The sequence below is a fragment of the Streptomyces sp. AV19 genome (genome assembly GCF_015999245.1).
Taxonomy (GTDB): Bacteria; Actinomycetota; Actinomycetes; order Streptomycetales; family Streptomycetaceae; genus Streptomyces.
The window spans coordinates 471050-491508 of the sequence record NZ_JAEAMR010000003.1 but is presented as its reverse complement, the minus strand read 5'-3'; the positions used below and the strand labels follow the sequence as shown (position 1 = coordinate 491508).

The following is a 20459-nucleotide window of genomic DNA, read 5'->3' as shown; positions in this document are numbered from 1 at the left end:
GGCTCGGGCTCGGGCTCGGGCTCGGGCTCGGGCTCGGGCTCGGGCTCGGGCTCGGGCTCGGCCACAGGCTCAGCGGCAGGCGCAGGCGTCTCCACGACGACCTCCGCCTCCACCGGCTCCGCCGCCTTCGGCGCACCCACCGGAGCCGTCGCCTTCCGCGTCGCCCGGCGCCGCGCACGGCCACCACGGCCGCTCCTGGCCGCCGCCTCCGCCTCGGCCGGGCTGGAGAACCACTCGTCCTCGCCCCCGCCGACGGCCGGCACCAGCTCCGCCTCGGTCACCGCGACGGGCTCCAGCTCCACGGCCGGCTCGGCAGCGGCCTCGACGGCCTCGACGGCCGGCTCGGTGACAGCCTCGGCAGCCGCCTTCCCGCCGCCGCGCTTCTTCCCGCGCTTGCCGCCACCACCGCCGCCGCCGGCCACCGACGGCTGGTCCATGTGGACGATCACGCCGCGGCCGTTGCAGTGCACGCACTGCTCGGAGAAGGACTCCAGCAGGCCCTGGCCCACCCGCTTGCGGGTCATCTGGACCAGACCCAGCGAGGTCACCTCGGCGACCTGGTGCTTCGTACGGTCCCGGCCCAGGCACTCCAGCAGGCGCCGCAGCACCAGGTCCCGGTTGGACTCCAGCACCATGTCGATGAAGTCGATCACGATGATGCCGCCGAGGTCGCGCAGCCGCAGCTGGCGCACGATCTCCTCGGCCGCCTCCAGGTTGTTCCTGGTGACCGTCTCCTCCAGGTTGCCGCCCTGGCCGGTGAACTTGCCGGTGTTGACGTCGATGACGACCATCGCCTCGGTCCGGTCGATGACGAGCGAACCGCCGCTCGGCAGCCAGACCTTGCGGTCCAGCGCCTTCATCAGCTGCTCGTCGATCCGGTACGTGGCGAAGACGTCGACGTCCGACGTCCACCGCTGCAGCCGGTCCGCGAGGTCCGGCGCGACGTGCGAGACGTAGCCGTGGATGGTCTCCCACGCGTCGTCGCCCTGGACGATGACCTTGGAGAAGTCCTCGTTGAAGATGTCGCGCACCACGCGGACGGTCATGTCCGGCTCGCCGTAGAGCAGGCTCGGCGCGCTGGTGGAGATCATCTTCGACTTCTTCTGGATGTCCTCCCACTGCGCCTGCAGCCGCTCGACGTCACGGCGCAGCTCGTCCTCGCTCGCCCCTTCGGCGGCGGTGCGGACGATCACGCCCGCGTCCTCGGGGACGATCTTCTTGAGGATCTGCTTCAGCCGCGCCCGCTCGGTGTCGGGCAGCTTGCGGCTGATGCCGGTCATCGAGCCCTCGGGCACGTACACCAGGTACCGGCCGGGCAGCGAGACCTGGCTGGTCAGGCGGGCGCCCTTGTGCCCGATCGGGTCCTTGGTGACCTGGACGAGCACGGACTGGCCGGACTTCAGCGCGGTCTCGATGCGGCGCGGGCCGTTGCCCATGCCGAGCGCGTCGAAGTTGACCTCACCGGCGTAGAGCACCGCGTTGCGGCCCTTGCCGATGTCGACGAAGGCGGCCTCCATGGACGGCAGCACGTTCTGCACCTTGCCCAGGTACACGTTGCCGACGTAGCTGGTCGCCTGCTCCTTGTTGACGAAGTGCTCGACGAGGACGTTGTCCTCCAGCACGCCGATCTGGGTGCGGTCGCCGTTCTGGCGCACGACCATGACCCGCTCGACGGCCTCACGACGGGCCAGGAACTCGGCCTCGGTGATGATCGGCACGCGGCGGCGGCCCTGCTCGCGGCCCTCGCGGCGGCGCTGCTTCTTCGCCTCCATGCGGGTCGAGCCCTTGATGGACTGCACCTCGTCGAAGCCGGTGCCGCCCTCGGTGCGGCGCTCGCGCGGCTCGCGGACCTTGACGACGGTGCGCTCCGGCTCGTCGGTGCCGGGCTCGGTCTCCATCGCCTCGCCCGAACGACGACGACGGCGGCGACGGCGACGGCTGCCCGCGGTGGACGCGCCGGCCTCCTCGGCCTCCTCCTCGCCCTCGGCGGCCTCCTCAGCCTCTTCGGCCTCCGGCTGCTCCTCCTCGCCCTCGAACTCGGCCTCCGCGGCCTCGCCGCGACGACGGCGACGGCCGCCCCGGCGACGACGGCGCGCGGGACGCTCGCCCTGGTCCTCGTCCTCGGCGACCTCGGCGGCCTCCGGCTCCTCGGCCGCGGGCTCCTCGACGGCCTCGGCGACCTCGGCGGTCACCACCGGCTCGGGGGCCTCGACGGCCTCGCCACGGCGACGACGGCGACGACGGCCGACGGGCTGCTCGGTCTCCTCGGCCGCGGGCTGCTCCTCCGCGGCGTAGGCGGCCGCGGCGGACTCCGGCGTCTGGAACATCGGCTCGGTGAACACCGGGGCCTGGAAGACGGCGACCTGCGGACGCGTCGCACGGCGGCGCGAGCGGGCGGGCCCCTCCCCCTTGGACGCGGCCTCGGCGGGCGCGGCCTCGGCGGTCTCGACGGTCTGCCGCCCGGCCTCCGCGCTCACGACGCGACGACGCGTACGACGGGCGCGCGGCGCCTCCTCGGCGACGGGCTCCTCGACGGCGGCGGACTCGGCGGCGACCGGCTCGGCGGCCCCGGGCTCCCCGGCCTGCCGCTCGGCCGCGGCGGCACTGTCGGCGGCACGGGTGGCCCGGCGGCGGGCACGCGCCGGCTTCACCGGCTCCTCCACCGGCTCGGCGACCGCGACGGCCGCCTCGATCTCCTCGGCCTCTTCGGCTTCCTCGACCTCTTCGGCCACAGGTGCCGCCTCGGGCTCGACAGCCCCGGCCGGAGCACCGGCGGGTGCGGACGCCCGGCGGACGACCCGGCGGCGCCGCGCGGGAGCGGCGGGGGCCTGGGCCTCCTCCTCCACCTCGGCGACGGCCTCGGCGGTCTCCTCGGCCGCAGCGGGCTCGACAGCGGGCTCGGCGACGGCCTTCGGCGCACCGGCCGGGGCGCTGGCGCGGCGGACCGCACGGCGGCGCGGACGCGCCGGAGCGGCCTCCGCCTCCTCGGCGACGGCCTCGGGCTCCACAGCGGGCTCCACGGCCCCGGCCTCGGCAGCGGCCTTCACCGGCGCGGCGGCCTTGCGAGTGGCTCGACGGCGCGGACGCGCCGGAGTGGCGGGCGCCGTCTCACCGGCGGCCTCGGCCGGCTCGGCGACGGCGGTCTCGGGGGCTTCGGCGGCGGGGGTCTCGGCGGTGCCGGGGGTACCGGCCCTGCGCACGGCGCGACGACGCGACCGGGCGGGCGCCGCGGGAGCGGCCTCGGCGGCTTCGACGGCCTCCGCCTCACCCTCCTCCGGGGCCGGCGTCGCGACGGTACGCGTCACCCGGCGGCGCGAGCGCGCCGGAGCAGTGGCTCCGGCCGTCTCCGCGGCCGTGACGGCGGGGGCGCCCTGGACGGGCTCGGCGAGCTCCTCGTCGAGGGCGGCCGGGGGGGTCTCGGTCTGCGCGGTGACCGGCGGACCGGCCGGCCGCGAGGCGGCCCGGCGGCGGCGCCGCGGGGGCAGCGTGTCGCCGGGGCCGGTGTCTGCGTTGTTCCCGGCGGCGCTGTGCGCGTTCCCGGGTTCCATGGGATCAGTGGATTCGAGCATGCGGGCGTTTCTCCCGTCACGCTCCCGGGCGCCGCGCCGGATCCGGCCCGCCGGTCCGCGTGATGAGCGCGGTACCGCCGTCCGGGGCGCGGTCGCCGCACGGGAGCTGTCGTGTCACTCGCCGGGTCCGATGGGCGGCACCGGCGAAAGTCTCCTGGTCAATGCGCTTGCCGGACCCGGGGTGGCTCCCTGGTGCACCGGCCGCGCGGCGACGGCTGTCCTTACGATCGGCCGCCCGGCGCCATCGCCGCGCCGGCGGTCGTTGATGAGACGGCCGTGGCAGCGTCGCGATCGGGCGCGAGCGGGTCGGTCACCGTACCGGTCTCATCGTCGAGCAGCCCCTGCGCCAGCCTGGTCACCGCTGCGGGGACCGGCGGCGCCAGGTCGGCCGTGGCGCGGAGCCCGGACAGGACGTCGTCGGGTCGAACGGCAGGTGTCACATGCCGAACAACCAGCCGCAGTATCGCACAGGGTCCGTCACCGGGCCTATCGGCCGGAGCGGCCAGTGCCTGGAGTCGGCACACGGCGCCACGTGCGTCGAAGGTCCGCATCCCGTTCTTGGTGCGGCGCTCCACCTCCACGGTCTCCGCCGCGAGGAACGCGGTCACGGCGCGCTCGGCGTCCGCGAGCTCCACGCCGTCGAGCCGCAGCTCCCAGACGGAGGCCTCCAGCCGCTCCGCGAACGAGGACGTGCGGGCCTCGACCGCGTCGACGATGTCGAGCCCGGCGGGCAGCGACTCGTCGAGCAGCTCCCGCAGACGCGCGGGGTCGCGCACCTCGGCGAGCTGGATCTCCAGATACTCGGCCTCACTGCCCGTGCCGGTGGGTGCGGCATTGGCGTACGACACCTTGGGGTGCGGGGTGAAGCCTGCCGAGTACGCCATGGGCACCTCGGAACGGCGCAGGGCCCGCTCGAAGGCGCGCTGGAAATCACGGTGGCTGGTGAACCGGAGGCGGCCGCGCTTGGTGTAGCGCAGTCGGATGCGCTGCACCGCGGGTGCGGGCGGCGGGCCTTCGGGCTGTCGCTTACCCAGTGTCCTGATTCCTTCGTGAGTGCGGTCGTACTGCTACCTAGCGTACGTGCAACGAGGGCCCCGCCAACCCGGCGGGGCCCTCGTCCGTACAAATGTGCTACTTGACGACGCTCAGCGGCAGCAACTTCTTGCCCGTCGGACCGATCTGGATCTCGGTCTGCATCTGCGGGCACACGCCGCAGTCGAAGCACGGCGTCCAGCGGCAGTCCTCGACCTCGACCTCGTCGAGCGCGTCCTGCCAGTCCTCCCAGAGCCAGTCCTTGTCGAGGCCGGAGTCCAGGTGGTCCCAGGGCAGGACCTCCTCGTACGTGCGCTCACGCGTCGTGTACCAGGCGACGTCGACGCCCTGCGGCGGCAGCGTCTGCCCGGCGGCCTTCATCCACTGGTCGTAGCTGAAGTGCTCGCGCCAGCCGTCGAAGCGGCCGCCCGACTCGTACACCGCGCGGATCACCGCGCCGACGCGGCGGTCGCCGCGCGAGAGCAGGCCCTCGACGATGCCCGGCTTGCCGTCGTGGTAGCGGAAGCCGATCGACCGGCCGTACTTCTTGTCGCCGCGGATCTTGTCGCGCAGCTTCTCCAGCCGGGCGTCGGTCTCCTCGGCGGACAGCTGCGGCGCCCACTGGAACGGGGTGTGCGGCTTGGGCACGAACCCGCCGATCGAGACCGTGCAGCGGATGTCGTTGGAGCCGGAGACCTCGCGGCCCTTGGCGATCACGTTGACCGCCATGTCGCCGATCTGGAGGACGTCCTCGTCGGTCTCGGTCGGCAGGCCGCACATGAAGTACAGCTTCACCTGGCGCCAGCCGTTGCCGTACGCGGTGGCGACGGTCCGGATCAAGTCCTCCTCCGAGACCATCTTGTTGATGACCTTGCGCATGCGCTCGGAGCCGCCCTCGGGGGCGAAGGTCAGACCGGAGCGACGGCCGTTGCGGGTCAGCTCGTTGGCGAGGTCGACGTTGAAGGCGTCGACGCGGGTGGACGGCAGCGAGAGGCCGATCTTGTCGTCCTCGTACCGGTCGGCGAGGCCCTTGGCGACGTCACCGATCTCGGTGTGGTCGGCGCTCGACAGCGACAGCAGGCCGACCTCCTCGAAGCCGGTCGCCTTCAGGCCCTTGTCCACCATCTCGCCGATGCCGGTGATGCTGCGCTCGCGCACGGGACGCGTGATCATGCCGGCCTGGCAGAAGCGGCAGCCGCGGGTGCAGCCGCGGAAGATCTCGACGGACATCCGCTCGTGCACGGTCTCCGCCAGCGGGACCAGCGGCTGCTTCGGGTACGGCCACTCGTCGAGATCCATGACGGTGTACTTGGACACGCGCCACGGCACGCCGGAGCGGTTGGGGACGACACGGCCGATGCGGCCGTCCGCCAGGTACTCGACGTCGTAGAACCTCGGGACGTACACCCCGCCGGTCTTCGCCAGCCGGAACAGCACCTCGTCGCGCCCGCCCGGGCGGCCCTCCGCCTTCCAGGCCCGGACGATCTCGGTGATCTCCAGGACCGCCTGCTCACCGTCGCCGATCACGGCGCAGTCGATGAAGTCGGCGATCGGCTCCGGGTTGAACGCGGCGTGGCCACCGGCGAGGACGATCGGGTCGTCGACCGTCCGGTCCTTGGCCTCCAGCGGGATGCCCGCGAGGTCGAGGGCGGTGAGCATGTTGGTGTAACCGAGCTCGGTGGAGAAGCTGAGCCCGAAGACGTCGAACTCCTTGACCGGCCGGTGGGCGTCCACCGTGAACTGCGGCACGCCGTGCTCGCGCATCAGCGCCTCGAGGTCCGGCCACACGCTGTACGTGCGCTCGGCGAGGACGCCCTCGCGCTCGTTGAGGACCTCGTAGAGGATCATGACGCCCTGGTTGGGCAGACCGACCTCGTAGGCGTCCGGGTACATAAGGGCCCAGCGGACGTCGCAGCTTTCCCACGGCTTCACCGTGGAGTTGAGCTCACCACCGACGTACTGGATCGGCTTCTGCACGTGCGGGAGCAGGGCCTCGAGCTGCGGGAAGACCGATTCGGACATCTCGAACCTTCATGAGCGGGCAAGGGTGACTCCCAAGCGTAACCGCTTGGAGTCACCCCCCGGCACGGCGATCACAGCAACCCCGCACTGGCGGGGACCACAGGGCCCAGCGCACTTCGCATTCGTCCCAGGCCGGAACACCCCCGCGTCAGCGGGGAAACCGCGCACCGGGAAAACGAACGGCCACACCCATCGGTCACGCCCCCACCCCCTCCCCCCACACGCCCGGCAGCGCCCGCTCGTCCTCCCCGGCCCGCGCCTCCTCCCTCCCGTACAGCACGCCGTACGTGAACGCCGACTCCCCCGCCCCCTCCGCCTGCGCGGCGATCGCGCGCAGCGCGCCCCGCGCCAGGACGCTGTCCTGGTGGTCGCCCAGCACCGTCTGCACCGCCTTCATCCGCTTGACGAGGCGCCGCGCGTCCTTGCCCAGGGCGGGGGCCGCCGCCTCCGCCGCGTAGCGGGCCCGCTTGGCCGCCTTGCGGGCGTCGTGCAGGGCCGCGTCCCGCTCCGGGCCCGGATCCGTGGCCAGGGCGTGCTCGACCCGGGCGGACAGCCGCCCGTAGTCCCGTCGCACGGCCTTGGCCAGCACCTTCTCCGGAGACCGGGCCGCTCCCGCCCGCAGCGGCGGATCCGCGACGAGCACGTCCAGCGCGTCCAGCAGCGCCAGATAGCGCGGGCCGTCGAGCACGGCCGTCAGCCGCCGCCGCGCCTCGACGCGGTTCCGCACGGACCACACCCGCAGCCGGGCCCGCACCGGCCCGCGGACCAGGACCCGCGGCAGTTCGCCGAGCCGCTCGCGCAGCCGCGCGACAAGGACCTCGCGATCCCGGTCGACACCCAACTCGCCTGCCAGCCACCGCAGTTCGGCACCGAGCGGATCCGTGACCCGCCGGTCGAGCACCTTCCCGTACGTGCGGAAGGCACTGCGCAGCCGTCGCGTGGCGACCCGCATCTGGTGGACGGCGTCCTCCGTGCCGCGCCGCGCGCCGGGATCGAGGGCGACGACGGCCTCGACCTGCTCGCGTACATACGCCAGGACGTGCCCCCCGGCGTCGACAGGCGGCACCGCCTTCGCGGCAGCCAGCGCCCCCAGCGCCCGCGCCAGCTTGCTCCCGGCCCGCGCGGGCCGCAATCCGCCCTCGCGCAGATGCGGTTCGAGCGCGTCGAGCAGCTCCGGCCCGGCTCCCTCCGCGAGCTCGACCTCGACCTCCGTCCAGGCGTCGTCCCCCTCCCCCACCGTGACGGCGTCGACGGCGACCTCCGCCAGTACCGCCCCGTCCGCGTCCACCAGCTCGCTGACGTCCCGCCGCGTCGCGATGCGCGCGACCGGCACGAGCGGCGTCTCCCGGACGCGGGAGCGGACGAGCGCGGCCAGGGCGCGCGGAACGCGGGCGGCGGCGGTCAGCGGTGCCCGCACCTCGTCCCGCACGCCGGGCGCGACGGGCAGCTTCAGGTGCCATCCGGCGTCGGACCCGCCCGTGCGCCGGCGCAGGGTGACGCCGGCCGCCAGCAGCCGGCGGTCGGCGGTGTCGTAGTAGACGGCGTCCAGCTCGACGACGCCCCGGTCGCGGACGCCGGCCACGGGCTCGGCCCGGGTCAGGTCGGGGAGGCGGGCCGGGCCCGCTCCGTCCACGGCTTCGTATTTCCGCTCGATCTCTCGCACGGTCTCCGCCATGCCCCCGAATCTAATCCGGCGGCGGGCATAGCGACAGACGCGCGTCGGACGTCAAGGCGCCGCCAGGGGCCGCTGCACCTTGATCGACTGGAGCAGCCCCACCGCGATCCACGCGGCGAACATCGAGGAGCCGCCGTACGACACGAACGGCAGCGGCAGCCCCGTCACGGGCATGATCCCGAGCGTCATGCCGATGTTCTCGAAGGACTGGAAGGCGAACCAGGCGATGATCCCGGCGGCCACGATCGTGCCGTAGAGGTCGGTCGTCTCCCGGGCGATGCGGCAGGCGCGCCAGAGGATGACGCCGATGAGGAAGATGATCGTGCCCGCGCCGACGAAGCCGAGCTCCTCGCCCGCCACGGTGAAGATGAAGTCCGTCTGCTGCTCGGGGACGAACTGGCCGGTGGTCTGGGAGCCCTGGAAGAGGCCGGAGCCGGTGAGCCCGCCGGAGCCGATGGCGATGCGGGCCTGCTTGGTGTTGTAGCCGACGCCGGCGGGGTCGAAGGCCGGGTTGGCGAACGCGGCGAAGCGGTTGATCTGGTACTCGTCGAGTATCCCCAGCTGCCAGATCAGGACGCAGCCGAGCACGCCCGCGCCGAGCAGCCCGGCGATCCAGCGGTGGGAGGCGCCGGAGGCGAGCAGCACGGCGAGCACGATGACGACCAGGACCATGACCGAGCCGAGGTCCGGCATCAGCAGGATGACGAGGATCGGCAGCCCGGCGACGCCGAGCGCCTGGAGGACGGTGCGGTGGTCGGGGTACGGCCGGTCGCCCGCGTCCACGGCCTGGGCCAGCAGCATCGCCATGCCCAGCGTGATGGTGATCTTGGTGAACTCGGAAGGCTGGAGGGAGAACCCGGCGCCCAGCTGGATCCAGGACCGCGCGCCGTTGATCGTCGCGCCCAGCGGGGTGAGGACGGAGGCCGTGAGCAGCACGGACGCCACGTACAGCACCGGGACCGCGCCGCGCAGCGCCCGGTGGCCGGCCCAGACGGCACCGGCCGCCAGGGCCACGCCTATGCCGGTGTTGAGGATGTTGCGCAGCAGGAAGTAGTACGGGTCCCCGTGGGTGAGCTCGGTGCGGCCGCGCGTGGCGGAGTAGACGAGCAGGGTGCTGATCGCCGACAGGGCCAGCGCGGCGAGCAGCATCGTCCAGTCGAGGCGCCGCAGGACCGAGTCGCGGTCGGTGAGGCGGGCCCAGGCGGAGCGCTGCGGGGAGAAGCGGCGGATGCGGAAGCCGTCGGCGCTCACTCGTCCCGTCCCTCTTCCTTCCTGGCCGGCTTGGCGGGCGGATCGATCTTCTGCGCCACGATGGTGCCGTCCTTGTCGATCTTCGGCAGACCGGCCTGGGGCTCGGGGAGCAGCGCCTTCTTGACGTCGATGCGGCCCTTGTCGTCCAGGCCGTAGAGGGCGTTGTAGATGTTGCGGACGGCGGGCCCTGAGGCGCCGGAGCCGGTGCCGCCCTGGGAGATCGTCATGACGATCGTGAAGTCCTTGGTGTAGCTGGCGAACCAGGAGGTCGTCTGCTTGCCGGCGACCTCGGCGGTGCCGGTCTTGGCGTGCATGGGGATCTCCTTCTGCGGCCAGCCGCCGAACCGCCAGGCGGCACTGCCCTGGGTGGCGACGCCGGCCAGCGCGGAGTCCAGCTGGTCGCGGGTCTTCCGGTCGAACGGCAGCTTGCCGTGGGCCTTGGGCTCGATCTCCTGGATCCGCTTGCCGTCGGCGCTGATGACCGCCTTGCCGATGGTCGGGTCGTGCAGCGTCCCGCCGTTGGCGATGGCCGCGTAGATGGTGGCCATCTGGATGGGCGTGACGAGGGTGTCGCCCTGGCCGATGGAGTAGTTGACGGAGTCACCGGCGCGCATCCGGGCGAACGACTCGCAGTTCTCCTTGGCGATCTGCGCGGCGTAGTCGCCCTTGTCGGCGCCCTCGCCCTGCTTGCACCAGGTGTCCTTGTTGACCTCCCAGTACCGCTTCTTCCAGTCGCGGTCGGGGACGCGGCCGCGGACCTCGTTGGGGAGGTCGACGCCGGTGGTCTTGCCGAGCCCGAACTGATGGGCCGTCCGGTAGAACCAGTCCTTGGGGTGCTTGGGGTTGTTGCCGCCGTCCTTCTGCCACTGGCGGTACGCCAGGTCGTAGAAGACGGTGTCGCAGGAGACCTCCAGCGCCCGGCCGAGGTCGATGGGCCCGTAGCCCTTGGACTCGAAGTTCTTGAAGACCTGGTGGCCGATGCTGTACGAGCTGGAGCAGTTGTACTTGTCGGTGAAGGAGTAGCCGGCGTTCACCGCCGCCGTGGCGGAGATGACCTTGAAGATCGAGCCGGGCGCGGCCTGGCCCTGGATGGCCCGGTTGAGCAGCGGGTAGTCGGAGTCCTTGCCGGTGAGGGCCTGGTAGTCCCTGGCGGAGATGCCGCCGACCCAGGCGTTGGGGTCGTAGGTGGGGTTGGAGGCCATGGCCACCACCCGGCCGGTCTTCGACTCCAGGACGACGACGGCGCCCGCGTCGGCCTTGTAGGTGGTGCCGGTGTTGCGGTCGACCTCCTGGCGGGCGTTCTTCATCGCCTGCTCCAGCTCCCGTTCCGCTATGGCCTGCACGCGGGCGTCGATGCTGGTGACGACGTTGGAGCCGGGCTCGGCCTTGTCGCTCCTGGCCTTGCCGATGACCCGGCCGAGGTTGTCGACCTCGTAGCGGGTGACGCCTGCCTTGCCGCGCAGTTCGGTGTCGTACTGCCGCTCCAGGCCGTTGCGGCCGATCTCGTCGGAGCGCATCAGCGGGGTGCGGGAGTCCTTGGCCTGGGTGATCTCCTCGTCGGTGACGGGCGAGAGGTAGCCCAGCACCTGGGCGGTGTTGGAGCCGCCGGGGCCGGCGTAGCGGCGCACGGCCATGGGTTCGGCGGTGATGCCGGGGAAGTCCTCGGCGCGCTCGCGGATCTGGAGGGCCTGCTGGGTGGTGGCGCCGTCGGTGATGGGGATGGGCTGGTACGGCGAGCCGGCCCAGCAGGGCTTGGGGGTCTTGGCGTCGCACAGCCGGACCTTGGCGGCGACCTCGTCGGCCCCCAGGCCGAGCACCCCGGCGAGCCGGGTGAGGACGCGCTTGCCCTTGTCCTTCATCTTCATCAGGTCGGTGCGGTCGGCGGAGACCACGAGCCGCGTCTGGTTGTCGGCCAGCGGGATGCCGCGCGCGTCGAGGATGGAGCCGCGGGTGGCGGGGACGATGACCTGCTGGATGTGGTTGTCGGCGGCCTCGGCGGTGTACTCGTCGCCGTTGCGGATCTGCAGGTACCACAGCCGTCCGCCGAGGGTGAGCAGGAGCGAGACGACGAGGATCTGGAGGACGACGAGGCGGATGGTGACGCGTGAGGTGCGCCCGGTCTCGGGGATGTTGCTCACCGCGCCCCCCTCGGGTCGTCGGGCCGCGGCCCGGAATGCTGCAGTCTCACAGGCGCTTGCCCTTCAGCCGCCCGCCCCGGCCGATGCGCGTCCCCCGCGTGAGCAGACCGCCGCGCTGCCCGCCGAGGCTCTTGCCGCGCCCGGCGCGCATGCTGACGGAGAGCCGGCCGTACGAGCCGTCCCCGCCGGCCGCGACGGCGGCCGTGCCCTCGGCGGTGAGCGGGTCGTTCTCGCCGCGCCGGGCCAGGGCCATGATCAGCGGGACGGTGAAGGGCGCGAGGAGCAGGTCGTAGAGGGCGGCGGTGAGCAGCAGCCCGGTCAGGCCCACGTGCCGGGCGGCGGTGTCGCCGACGAGGGCGCCCACCCCGGCGTACAGCAGGGTGGAGACGACGGCGGCGCCGAGCACGACGACCAGCGGCAGGGTGACCGAACGCAGCCGTCCGGTCTCCGGTTTGGCGAGGCCGACCAGGTAGCCGACGACGCAGAGGACGAGCGCGTAGCGCCCGGTGGCGTGGTCGGCGGGCGGGGCGAGGTCGGCGAGGAGGCCGGCGCCGAAGCCGACGAGGGCGCCGCCGGTGTGGCCGTAGACCAGGCCGAGGCCGACGACGACGAGCAGCAGCAGGTCGGGGACCGCGCCGGGCAGGTGGAGCCGGGCGAAGACGCTCACCTGGAGGACCAGGGCCACCACCACGAGCGCGGTCGAGAGCAGGATCCGGTTGAAGCGCATCGGCATGGGTCAGTCCCTGTTGGGGTTGGCGCTCGCGGACGGGGTCGCCGTGACGGTGACCGTGGGGATGGGTTTGGGGGGCGCCGGCTTGGGCGGCAGCACGCTGTCGCGGGGGTCCGTCCGGGGCGGGACGACGACCACGCCCACGAGGTCGAGCTTGCTGAAGCCGACGAAGGGGCGGACCTGGAGGGTGCGGGTGAGCCGTCCGCCGGAGGGCTCGACGCGGACGACCCGGCCGACCGGGACACCGGGGACGAAGGGCTTGTCACGGCTGGAGCCGAAGGTGACGAGGCGGTCGCCGGAGCGGACGGCGGCCTTGCCGTTGAGGAGTTCGACGCGCAGGGTGCTGTCGCCCTGGCCGTTGGCGAAGCCGATCTCGCCGGTCTTCTCCAGGCGGGTGCCGACGGTGAACTTGGGGTCGCTGACGAGCAGCACGGTGGAGGTGGTCGGGCCGACGGTGGTGACCCGGCCGACGAGGCCGTCGCCGTTGAGGACGGTCATGTCGCGCTTGACGCCGTCGTGGCTGCCGATGTCGATCGTGACCGTCCAGGAGAAGCCCTGGGCGGCTCCTATGGCGATGACCTGGGCGCCCTTGATGCCGTACTGGCCGCGGCCGGCGGTGCCCAGCATCTTGTCGAGCTCGCGGACGCGGGCGCTGGTGCGGTCGTCGCTGCCGAGCTTCCGCTTGAGGACGGTGTTCTCGCGCTCCAGCTCGGTGATGCGGTCGCTGCGGTCGCCGGAGTCCCGCACGGCGGCGACCGCGTCGGCGACCGGGTCGACGACGCCGGCGACGCCCTTCTCCACCGGTCCGAAGGCGGTGGCGGCGGCCCGCCGGGCACCGTCGAGCGGGGACCGGTCGCCGCCGCGGATGTCGACCGTGATCAACGCGAACGCGACGGCGATCAGCAGCGCCAACAGCAGCCGGCTCTCTCGTGTGTCCCTCACGTGCGGCGGCATGCCCTTCTCGTCGGACCGGCCGGCTGCGGGCCCGGGCCGGTCATCGGCAGCGTTGTGCCTGTATATCAGGTTGTTTCCGCCGGGCGGCCCCGCAGGGCTGGGTCACCTGCGGGGCTGTGCGTCCAGCACCTGCTGGAGTGCCTCGAACTCCTCCACGCACTTGCCGGAGCCGAGGGCCACCGAGTCCAGCGGGTCCTCGGCGATGTGGATCGGCATGCCGGTCTCGCGGCGCAGCCGCTCGTCGAGACCGCGCAGCAGAGCGCCGCCGCCGGTGAGCACGATGCCGCGGTCCATGACGTCGCCGGAGAGCTCGGGCGGGCACTTGTCGAGGGTGGTCTTGACCGCGTCGACGATGGAGTTGACCGGCTCCTCGATGGCCTTGCGGACCTCGGCGGCGGAGATGACCACGGTCTTGGGCAGGCCGCTGACCAGGTCCCGGCCGCGGATCTCGGTGTGCTCGTCCTGTTCGAGGTCGTACGCCGAACCGATGGTGATCTTGATCTGCTCGGCGGTGCGCTCGCCCAGCAGGAGGCTGTACTCCTTCTTGATGTGCTGGATGATCGCGTTGTCCAGCTCGTCGCCCGCGACGCGGATGGACTGCGCGGTGACGATGCCGCCCAGGGAGATCACCGCGACCTCGGTGGTGCCGCCGCCGATGTCGACGACCATGTTGCCGGTGGCCTCGTGGACCGGCAGGCCGGAGCCGATCGCGGCGGCCATCGGCTCCTCGATGATGTGCACCTGCCGGGCGCCGGCCTGGGTGGACGCCTCGATGACCGCGCGCCGCTCGACGCCGGTGATCCCGGAGGGCACGCAGACGACCACGCGCGGGCGGGCCATCCAGCGGCGCTTGTGGATTTTGAGGATGAAGTAACGGAGCATCCGCTCCGTGATCTCGAAGTCGGCGATGACGCCGTCCTTGAGCGGCCGCACCGCGACGATGTTGCCGGGCGTCCGCCCGATCATCTTCTTCGCCTCCGCGCCGACCGCGAGGATGCCACCGGTGTTCGTATTGATGGCGACGACGGACGGTTCGTTGAGGACGATCCCGCGGCCTCTGACGTACACCAGCGTGTTGGCGGTCCCGAGGTCGACAGCCATGTCACGGCCGATGAACGACATGTTGTTCCCCATGAGGATACGTCTGGCCTTCCCAGCTTGAGCGATTGCTTACTTGAGGTCGGCAGGTGGTGCGCTGCGGGGCGCGGAAGCTCTCATCGTAGTCTCGCCGGACAGAAAGCGACGCGACAGATGCTTCGCCATTGTCGGCGGAACACAAGCTCGCCTCTGTAATGGTGACGTCGTGTCGGAGTGAGAGGTTCCCCCGTTCGCCACGCATATGTCAGAGGGCGACCGACAAAGAAATCGGTCGCCCCTGATCAGAATGGGTGCCTGCCTGACCCAGTATCAGACGAGGCCCGGAAAGAAAATCTTGATTTCACGCTCGGCGGACTCCTCCGAGTCCGAGGCATGGATGAGGTTCTCGCGCGTGATGGTGCCGAAGTCACCACGGATGGAACCGGGGGCGGCCGAAATCGGGTCGGTCGGCCCCGCCAGCGCCCGCACGCCCTCGATGACGCGCTCGCCCTCGACGACCATCGCCACGACCGGACCGGACGACATGAAGGCCACCAGCGGCTCGTAGAAGTCCCGGCCGACGTGCTCGGCATAGTGCTGTTCGAGGACAGTGCGGTCCAGCGTGCGCAGCTCCAGCGCGCTGATCGTCCAGTTCGCCTTGCGCTCGATGCGGGCGATGACCTCGCCCATGAGCTTGCGCGCGACGGTGTCCGGCTTGAGGAGGACGAGGGTGCGCTGGCTCATACTGCGGCTCCTTGCGGGTGATCGTGCGGATGATCAGGTGTGTGGGGCCAGAGGGTACAGGGGTGCGGGAGCTCCCCCGCACCCGGTCCGTGCCCTCAGCCCCGCGCCGCCTCGGCCTCCGCCGCCGCGAACCGTGCCTTGGCCTCGTCGATCTTCCGTCCGAAGTGCACCGACGCCCACCACAGGCCGCCGAAGGCCGCCCCGAGGAAGAACATCGTCGGCACCACGAAGCCGCTGGCGATCAGGCCGAGCTGGAACAGCCAGCCCAGCGCCACGCCACCGGGACGGGTGATCATGCCGCACAGCAGGACGCTGAGCGCCATCGCGATGCCGCTGACCGTCCAGACCGTGCCCGTCGCGAGGTCCGGGGACTTCATGGCCACCAGTCCCGCGAAGCCGATGATGAAGAATTCACCGATCAGAGTGCTCGCGCACAGCGTCCGCATGTGTCAGCTCCTCCCCAGCAGCAGCCGGGCCTCGCCCACCGTGATGACCGAACCGGTCACCAGTACACCAGCACCCGCGTACTCGCCCTCTTCCTCGGCGAGGGTGACGGCCGCCTCCAGGGCGTCGTCCAGGCGGGGTTCGACCTGCACCCGCTCCTCGCCGAAGACCTCGACGGCGAGCGCGGCGAGCGCGTCCACGTCCATGGCCCGGTCGCTGGAGTTGCGGGTGACGACGACCTCGGCGAAGACCGGCTCGAAGGCCTCCAGCATGCCGCGGACGTCCTTGCCCTCGGTGGCACCCACCACGCCGATCAGCCGGCTGAAGCCGAAGGCCTCGCCGATCGAGTCGGCCGCGGCGCGGGCGCCCGCCGGGTTGTGCGCCGCGTCCAGCACCACGGTGGGGCTGCGGCGGACCACCTCCAGCCGGCCCGGCGAGGTCACCGAGGCGAACGCCCGCCGCACCACGTCGAGATCGAGGGTGCGGGCGTGCTGCGCGCCGATGCCGAAGAACGCCTCGACCGCGGCCAGCGCCACCGCCGCGTTGTGCGCCTGGTGCTCGCCGTGCAGCGGGAGGAAGACCTCGGGGTACTCGCCGCCCAGCCCGCGCAGGGTCAACAGCTGGCCGCCGACGGCCACCTCGCGGGCGACGACGCCGAACTCCATGCCCTCGCGGGCGACCGTGGCGTCCACCTCGACCGCGCGCTTGAGCAGCGCCTGCGCCGCGTCCACCGGCTGCTGGGCCAGGACGACGGTGGCGCCTTGCTTGATGATCCCGGCCTTCTCCAGGGCGATCTCGCCGGGGGTCGCGCCGAGCCGGTCGGTGTGGTCGAGCGCGATGGGGGTCACCACGGCGACGTTGCCGTCCACGACGTTGGTCGCGTCCCAGGTGCCGCCCATGCCGACCTCGACCACCGCGACGTCCACCGGGGCGTCGGCGAAGGCGGCGAAGGCCATGCCGGTGACGACCTCGAAGAAGGAGAGGCGGTACTCCTCGCGCTCGTCGACCATGCGCACGTACGGCTCGATGTCGCGGTACGTCTCGATGAAGCGCTCGGCGTCGATCGGCGCGCCGTCCAGGCTGATCCGCTCGGTGACGGACTGGACGTGCGGGCTGGTGTAGCGGCCGGTGCGCAGGTCGAAGGCGGCCAGCAGGGACTCGACCATGCGCGCGGTGCTGGTCTTGCCGTTGGTGCCGGTGATGTGGACGGAGGGGTACGCGCGCTCGGGGCGCCCCAGGATGTCCAGCAGGGCCTGGATGCGCACCAGCGAGGGGTCGAGCTTGGTCTCGCCCCAGCGGCCGGCGAGCTCCGCCTCCACCTCGCGCAGGGCCCGGTCGACCTCCGGGTCGGCGGGGCGGGCGGGGACGGCGTCGCCCTGCGGCGGCCCGGCCTGGGCGCGCAGGGTGCGGCTGCCGGCCTCGATCACGGCCAGGTCGGGGTCGCGGTCGGTTTCGGCTTCGACGATCTCCTCGAACCGGTCGGGGTTCTCGCTGTCGTCGTTCAGGGGGCGCTCGCTCACGCGCCCAGTCTACGGAGCCGGAGGGCGGCCGAGGGCCCGGGGGCGGAGGGCCGGGACGGGCGGCGGGAGCGTTATGTTCCGCTTTGGCCTACCGTTTTATTGGGCTATGTCCAGGGAGCGGGTGAGAGGCATGGGCTCCGAGGACCGGGTTTCACAGGTTTCACGGGATTCCCAGACTTCGCAGGACCGGGGCCTGCTCCAGGCCGTCCTGGAGGCACTGCCCGCCGGAGCGCTGCTGGTGAGCCCCGCCGACGAGGTCCTGGCCGCCAGCCGGAGCTTCGCCCGCATGTTCGACCTGGAGGGCCGGGCGGACCTCTCCCGCGGCGCCCCCGTCCAGCCTGTCGTCCCGCTCGTCCGCGCCTGGTGCACCGCCGGGCACACCGGCCCGGGGCCCGGCGAGATCCTGACCCTGCGGCCCGTCCACCTGCACCGCGTCGCGGAGATCCCCCTCACCGACGGGCGCGTCGTCCGCCGCCAGGTCGAACCGCTGCACCACGACGGCGTCTACCTGGGCGCCCTGTGGTTCTTCGGCGACGTCACCGAGCGCAAGCGGCGCGAGCACGACCTGGAGCGGGACAACGTCGCGCTCACCGAGCTCGCCCGGCAGCGCAACGCCTTCACCGCCGCCGCCTCCCACGAGCTGCGCACCCCCCTGACCACCGTCATCAGCTTCGGCGAGCTGCTCACCGACCCGGCCTTCGGCGCGCTCACCGCCGAGCAGCGCTCCTTCGTCGACGCCATCCGCCGCAACGGCGAGCGCATGCAACGGGTGATCTCCGACCTGCTGTTCACCACCCGGATGCGGGCCGTCGGGCCGGAGCTGGAGATCGGCGACGTGGACGTGCCGGGCATGCTCCGCGACGCGGTCCTGGAGTCCCTGTGCACCGCCGGCCCCGGCGCTCCCCCGCCCGTCTTCACCGTGCTGGACTGCGCACCCGGGCCCGCGCTGCGCGGCGACCGGCACCGGCTCCAGCACGTGCTGGGGAACCTGCTGGAGAACGCCGCGAAGTTCACCCCGCCCGACGGACGGATCACCGTCACCGCCCGGCCGCGCGGCGGCCACTGGGAGATCGAGGTCGCCGACACCGGCATCGGCATACCCGAGAGCTCCCGGGAGGAGATCTTCTCCGGCTTCGTCCGCGCCTCCAACGCCCGCACCGGCGGCTACCCCGGCACCGGCCTCGGCCTGTCCATCGCCCGCGAGCTCGTCGGCCTGCACGGAGGGACGCTGACCGCGGGCGGGGAGGAAGGGGAGGGCGCGGTCTTCCTGATCCGCCTCCCGTTCGAGGGCCCGGGGGACTCCCCATGACCCGGATCCTCGTCGTCGAGGACGACACCGACCTCGCCCTCGCCCTGCGCACCCTGCTGACCCGCGCCGGCTACGAGGTCGTCCCCGCCGACGACGGCCGCGAGGCGCTGCGGCTGCTCTTCGCCGAGCGCCCCGCGCTGCTGATCCTCGACATCGGCCTGCCCGGGCTGGACGGCTGGGCCGTCCTCGAACGCACCCGGGACCTCAGCGACCTCCCCGTCCTCCTGCTCACCGCCCGGGGCGCGGAGACGGACCGGGTGCGCGGGCTGCGCTCCGGGGCGGACGACTACCTGCCCAAGCCCTTCGGCAACGACGAGCTCCTCGCCCGCGTCGAGGCCCTGCTGCGCCGCAGCGCCCCCGCCCGCTGGGCGGGCGACTCCTTCGACGACGGCCTGCGGCTGGTGCCGGAACGCCGCTCGGCGGTCTGGCAGGGCCAGGAGGCGCGCCTCAGCGACATCGAGTACCGCCTGCTCCAGATCCTCGTCCGCAACCGGGGCCGGGTGATCACGACGGATCAGCTCCTCGACCGGGTCTGGGACGACCGGGACGGGACGGGGCGGGAGCGGGTGAAGTTTGCGGTGCTGCGGTTGCGGCGCAAGTTGCGCCAGGCGGCGGGGGATGCCGCCGCGGACCCCTTGGAGGCCGTCCGCGGCCTCGGCTACCGCTACCGCGCGGGCGGCGACCGGCCGGGGTAGGGGGTTGCCCCGGACCCTCCCACCAGGACCAAATCGCAACCATCCGACAACCAACTCCCATCCACCCCCGCAACCCACGCCCCGCACTGTCTGGTGCTGACCCCAGCAACCGAGACAGCCCGGAGCCCCCCGTGACCCTGCCGACCAGCCGAATCGCCCTCGTCCTCGGCACCCGCCCCGAGCTCGTCAAGCTCACGGACCTCATCCGGCTCCTCGGCCCCAAGGCCCACCTGATCCACACCGGTCAGCACTACGACGACGAGCTGTCCGGCCGCTTCCTGACCGAGCTCGGTCTCCCGGAGCCCACCTACCTCACCGGCATCGGCGGCAAGCCCCGCGCCGTGCAGATCTCCGCGGCCCTCGCCCAGCTCGACGAGCTGTTCACCGTCGAGCCGCCGCTCGCCGTCGTCGTCCAGGGCGACACCAACGCCGCCCTGGCCGGCGCGCTCGCCGCCAACGCCCGGGGCATCCCGCTGCTGCACGTCGAGGCCGGGCTGCGCAGCCACGACCGCAACATGCCCGAGGAGCACAACCGCGTCCTCATCGACCGCATCGCCGACGTCCTGTGCGCCGCCACCGAGGACAACCGCGCCAGCCTCCTCGCCGAGGGCGTGGCCGACGCCCGCATCGAGGTCACCGGCAACACCGTCGTCGAGGCTGTCCACAACCAGCTCCCCGGCGCCGACGGGCGCGCGGCCCTGCTGCGGACGCACGGGCTGACCGCCGACGCGTACGTCCTGGCCACCGTCCACCGCCCGGAGAACACCGACTCCCCCGAGGCCCTGCGCGCGATCCTCACCGAGCTCGCCGCCCTCGCCACCGCCGACCGCCCGGTCGTGCTGCCGCTGCACCCGCGCACCCGGGCCCGCGTCGAGGCGGCCGGCCTCACGGACCTGCTCGCCCCGCTGACGGTGAGCGCGCCGCTGGGCTACTCCGAGTTCCTGGCCCTGGCCCGGCACGCGGCGCTGCTGGTCTCCGACTCCGGCGGCATCCAGGAGGAGTGCACGGTCCTCGGCCGCCCGCTGGTGGTCGTGCGCCGCTCGACCGAACGCCCCGAGGCGATGGCCGACTTCGCGGACCTGGTCGGTCCGGGCCCGGAGATCGGCGCCGCCGCGCGCCGCCGGCTCGCCGAGGGCACGGCCGGCCTGGAGCGCCTGGCCGCCCTGCCCAGCCCCTTCGGCGACGGCCTCGCCTCCGACCGCATCGCCGGGCTGCTGGCACGGATCGCCGCGCCCGAACTCGCCACCGCCGCCTGAGCCGACGCGCCCCCCGCCGCAGCCGAACGCCCCAAGGACCACC

At 72.7% G+C, this 20459-nt stretch carries 15 protein-coding genes; 3 read left to right on the top strand and 12 right to left on the bottom strand.

All coding sequences use genetic code 11. From position 1 onward, the window contains the following. From I5Q34_RS02240 to I5Q34_RS02185, 12 genes are all read right to left on the bottom strand, one after another. A partial coding sequence (locus I5Q34_RS02240) for an Rne/Rng family ribonuclease (protein WP_234428241.1) occupies positions 1 to 3548 on the bottom strand: 3548 nt, incomplete at its 3' end. 242 nt (positions 3549 to 3790) lie between these two features. After that, entirely contained in the window at positions 3791 to 4561 is a 771-nt protein-coding gene (locus tag I5Q34_RS02235; RefSeq protein ID WP_199890353.1) for a TIGR03936 family radical SAM-associated protein, read from the bottom strand. 139 nt (positions 4562 to 4700) lie between these two features. Then, positions 4701 to 6623, bottom strand: coding sequence for a TIGR03960 family B12-binding radical SAM protein (locus I5Q34_RS02230; RefSeq protein ID WP_199890352.1), 1923 nt, complete (start codon positions 6621 to 6623; stop codon positions 4701 to 4703). 196 nt (positions 6624 to 6819) lie between these two features. After that, positions 6820 to 8298 (bottom strand): CYTH and CHAD domain-containing protein, encoded by a 1479-nt coding sequence (locus I5Q34_RS02225; protein WP_199890351.1) that lies wholly within the window; start codon positions 8296 to 8298, stop codon positions 6820 to 6822. 51 nt (positions 8299 to 8349) lie between these two features. Next, the gene (gene rodA, locus I5Q34_RS02220; RefSeq protein WP_199890350.1) at positions 8350 to 9549 is read right to left on the bottom strand and encodes a rod shape-determining protein RodA; all 1200 of its coding nucleotides are present in this window, start codon (positions 9547 to 9549) and stop codon (positions 8350 to 8352) included. After that, positions 9546 to 11687, bottom strand: a complete 2142-nt coding sequence (gene mrdA / locus I5Q34_RS02215) for a penicillin-binding protein 2 (protein WP_199890349.1) — start codon at positions 11685 to 11687, stop codon at positions 9546 to 9548. The genes rodA and mrdA overlap by 4 nt, the downstream gene beginning before the upstream one ends. Before the next feature lie 46 nt (positions 11688 to 11733). Continuing rightward, entirely contained in the window at positions 11734 to 12414 is a 681-nt protein-coding gene (gene mreD / locus I5Q34_RS02210; RefSeq protein ID WP_199890814.1) for a rod shape-determining protein MreD, read from the bottom strand. Between the two features lie 9 nt (positions 12415 to 12423). Next, complete coding sequence (mreC, locus tag I5Q34_RS02205; RefSeq protein ID WP_199890348.1) at positions 12424 to 13359, bottom strand: rod shape-determining protein MreC; 936 nt, start codon at positions 13357 to 13359, stop codon at positions 12424 to 12426. A 114-nt stretch (positions 13360 to 13473) separates the two neighbouring features. Then, complete coding sequence (locus I5Q34_RS02200; protein WP_004950903.1) at positions 13474 to 14493, bottom strand: rod shape-determining protein; 1020 nt, start codon at positions 14491 to 14493, stop codon at positions 13474 to 13476. A 285-nt stretch (positions 14494 to 14778) separates the two neighbouring features. Next, positions 14779 to 15192, bottom strand: coding sequence for a nucleoside-diphosphate kinase (gene ndk, locus I5Q34_RS02195; RefSeq protein WP_199890347.1), 414 nt, complete (start codon positions 15190 to 15192; stop codon positions 14779 to 14781). A gap of 95 nt (positions 15193 to 15287) precedes the next feature. Beyond that, complete coding sequence (locus I5Q34_RS02190; protein WP_199890346.1) at positions 15288 to 15638, bottom strand: DUF4233 domain-containing protein; 351 nt, start codon at positions 15636 to 15638, stop codon at positions 15288 to 15290. Between the two features lie 3 nt (positions 15639 to 15641). Next, a complete protein-coding gene (locus I5Q34_RS02185; RefSeq protein ID WP_199890345.1) occupies positions 15642 to 17156 on the bottom strand; it encodes a folylpolyglutamate synthase/dihydrofolate synthase family protein in 1515 nt (504 codons plus the stop codon). Between the two features lie 130 nt (positions 17157 to 17286). Between I5Q34_RS02185 and I5Q34_RS02180 the strand changes: the two genes are divergently transcribed. The 3 genes from I5Q34_RS02180 to wecB all read left to right on the top strand — a co-directional run bounded on the left by I5Q34_RS02180 (position 17287) and on the right by wecB (position 20416). Next, entirely contained in the window at positions 17287 to 18465 is a 1179-nt protein-coding gene (locus I5Q34_RS02180) for a HAMP domain-containing sensor histidine kinase (protein WP_199890344.1), read from the top strand. Beyond that, the gene (locus I5Q34_RS02175; RefSeq protein ID WP_199890343.1) at positions 18462 to 19160 is read left to right on the top strand and encodes a response regulator transcription factor; all 699 of its coding nucleotides are present in this window, start codon (positions 18462 to 18464) and stop codon (positions 19158 to 19160) included. The genes I5Q34_RS02180 and I5Q34_RS02175 overlap by 4 nt, the downstream gene beginning before the upstream one ends. A 131-nt stretch (positions 19161 to 19291) precedes the next feature. Beyond that, positions 19292 to 20416 (top strand): non-hydrolyzing UDP-N-acetylglucosamine 2-epimerase, encoded by a 1125-nt coding sequence (wecB, locus tag I5Q34_RS02170; protein ID WP_199890342.1) that lies wholly within the window; start codon positions 19292 to 19294, stop codon positions 20414 to 20416. Positions 20417 to 20459: the final 43 nt, after the last annotated feature.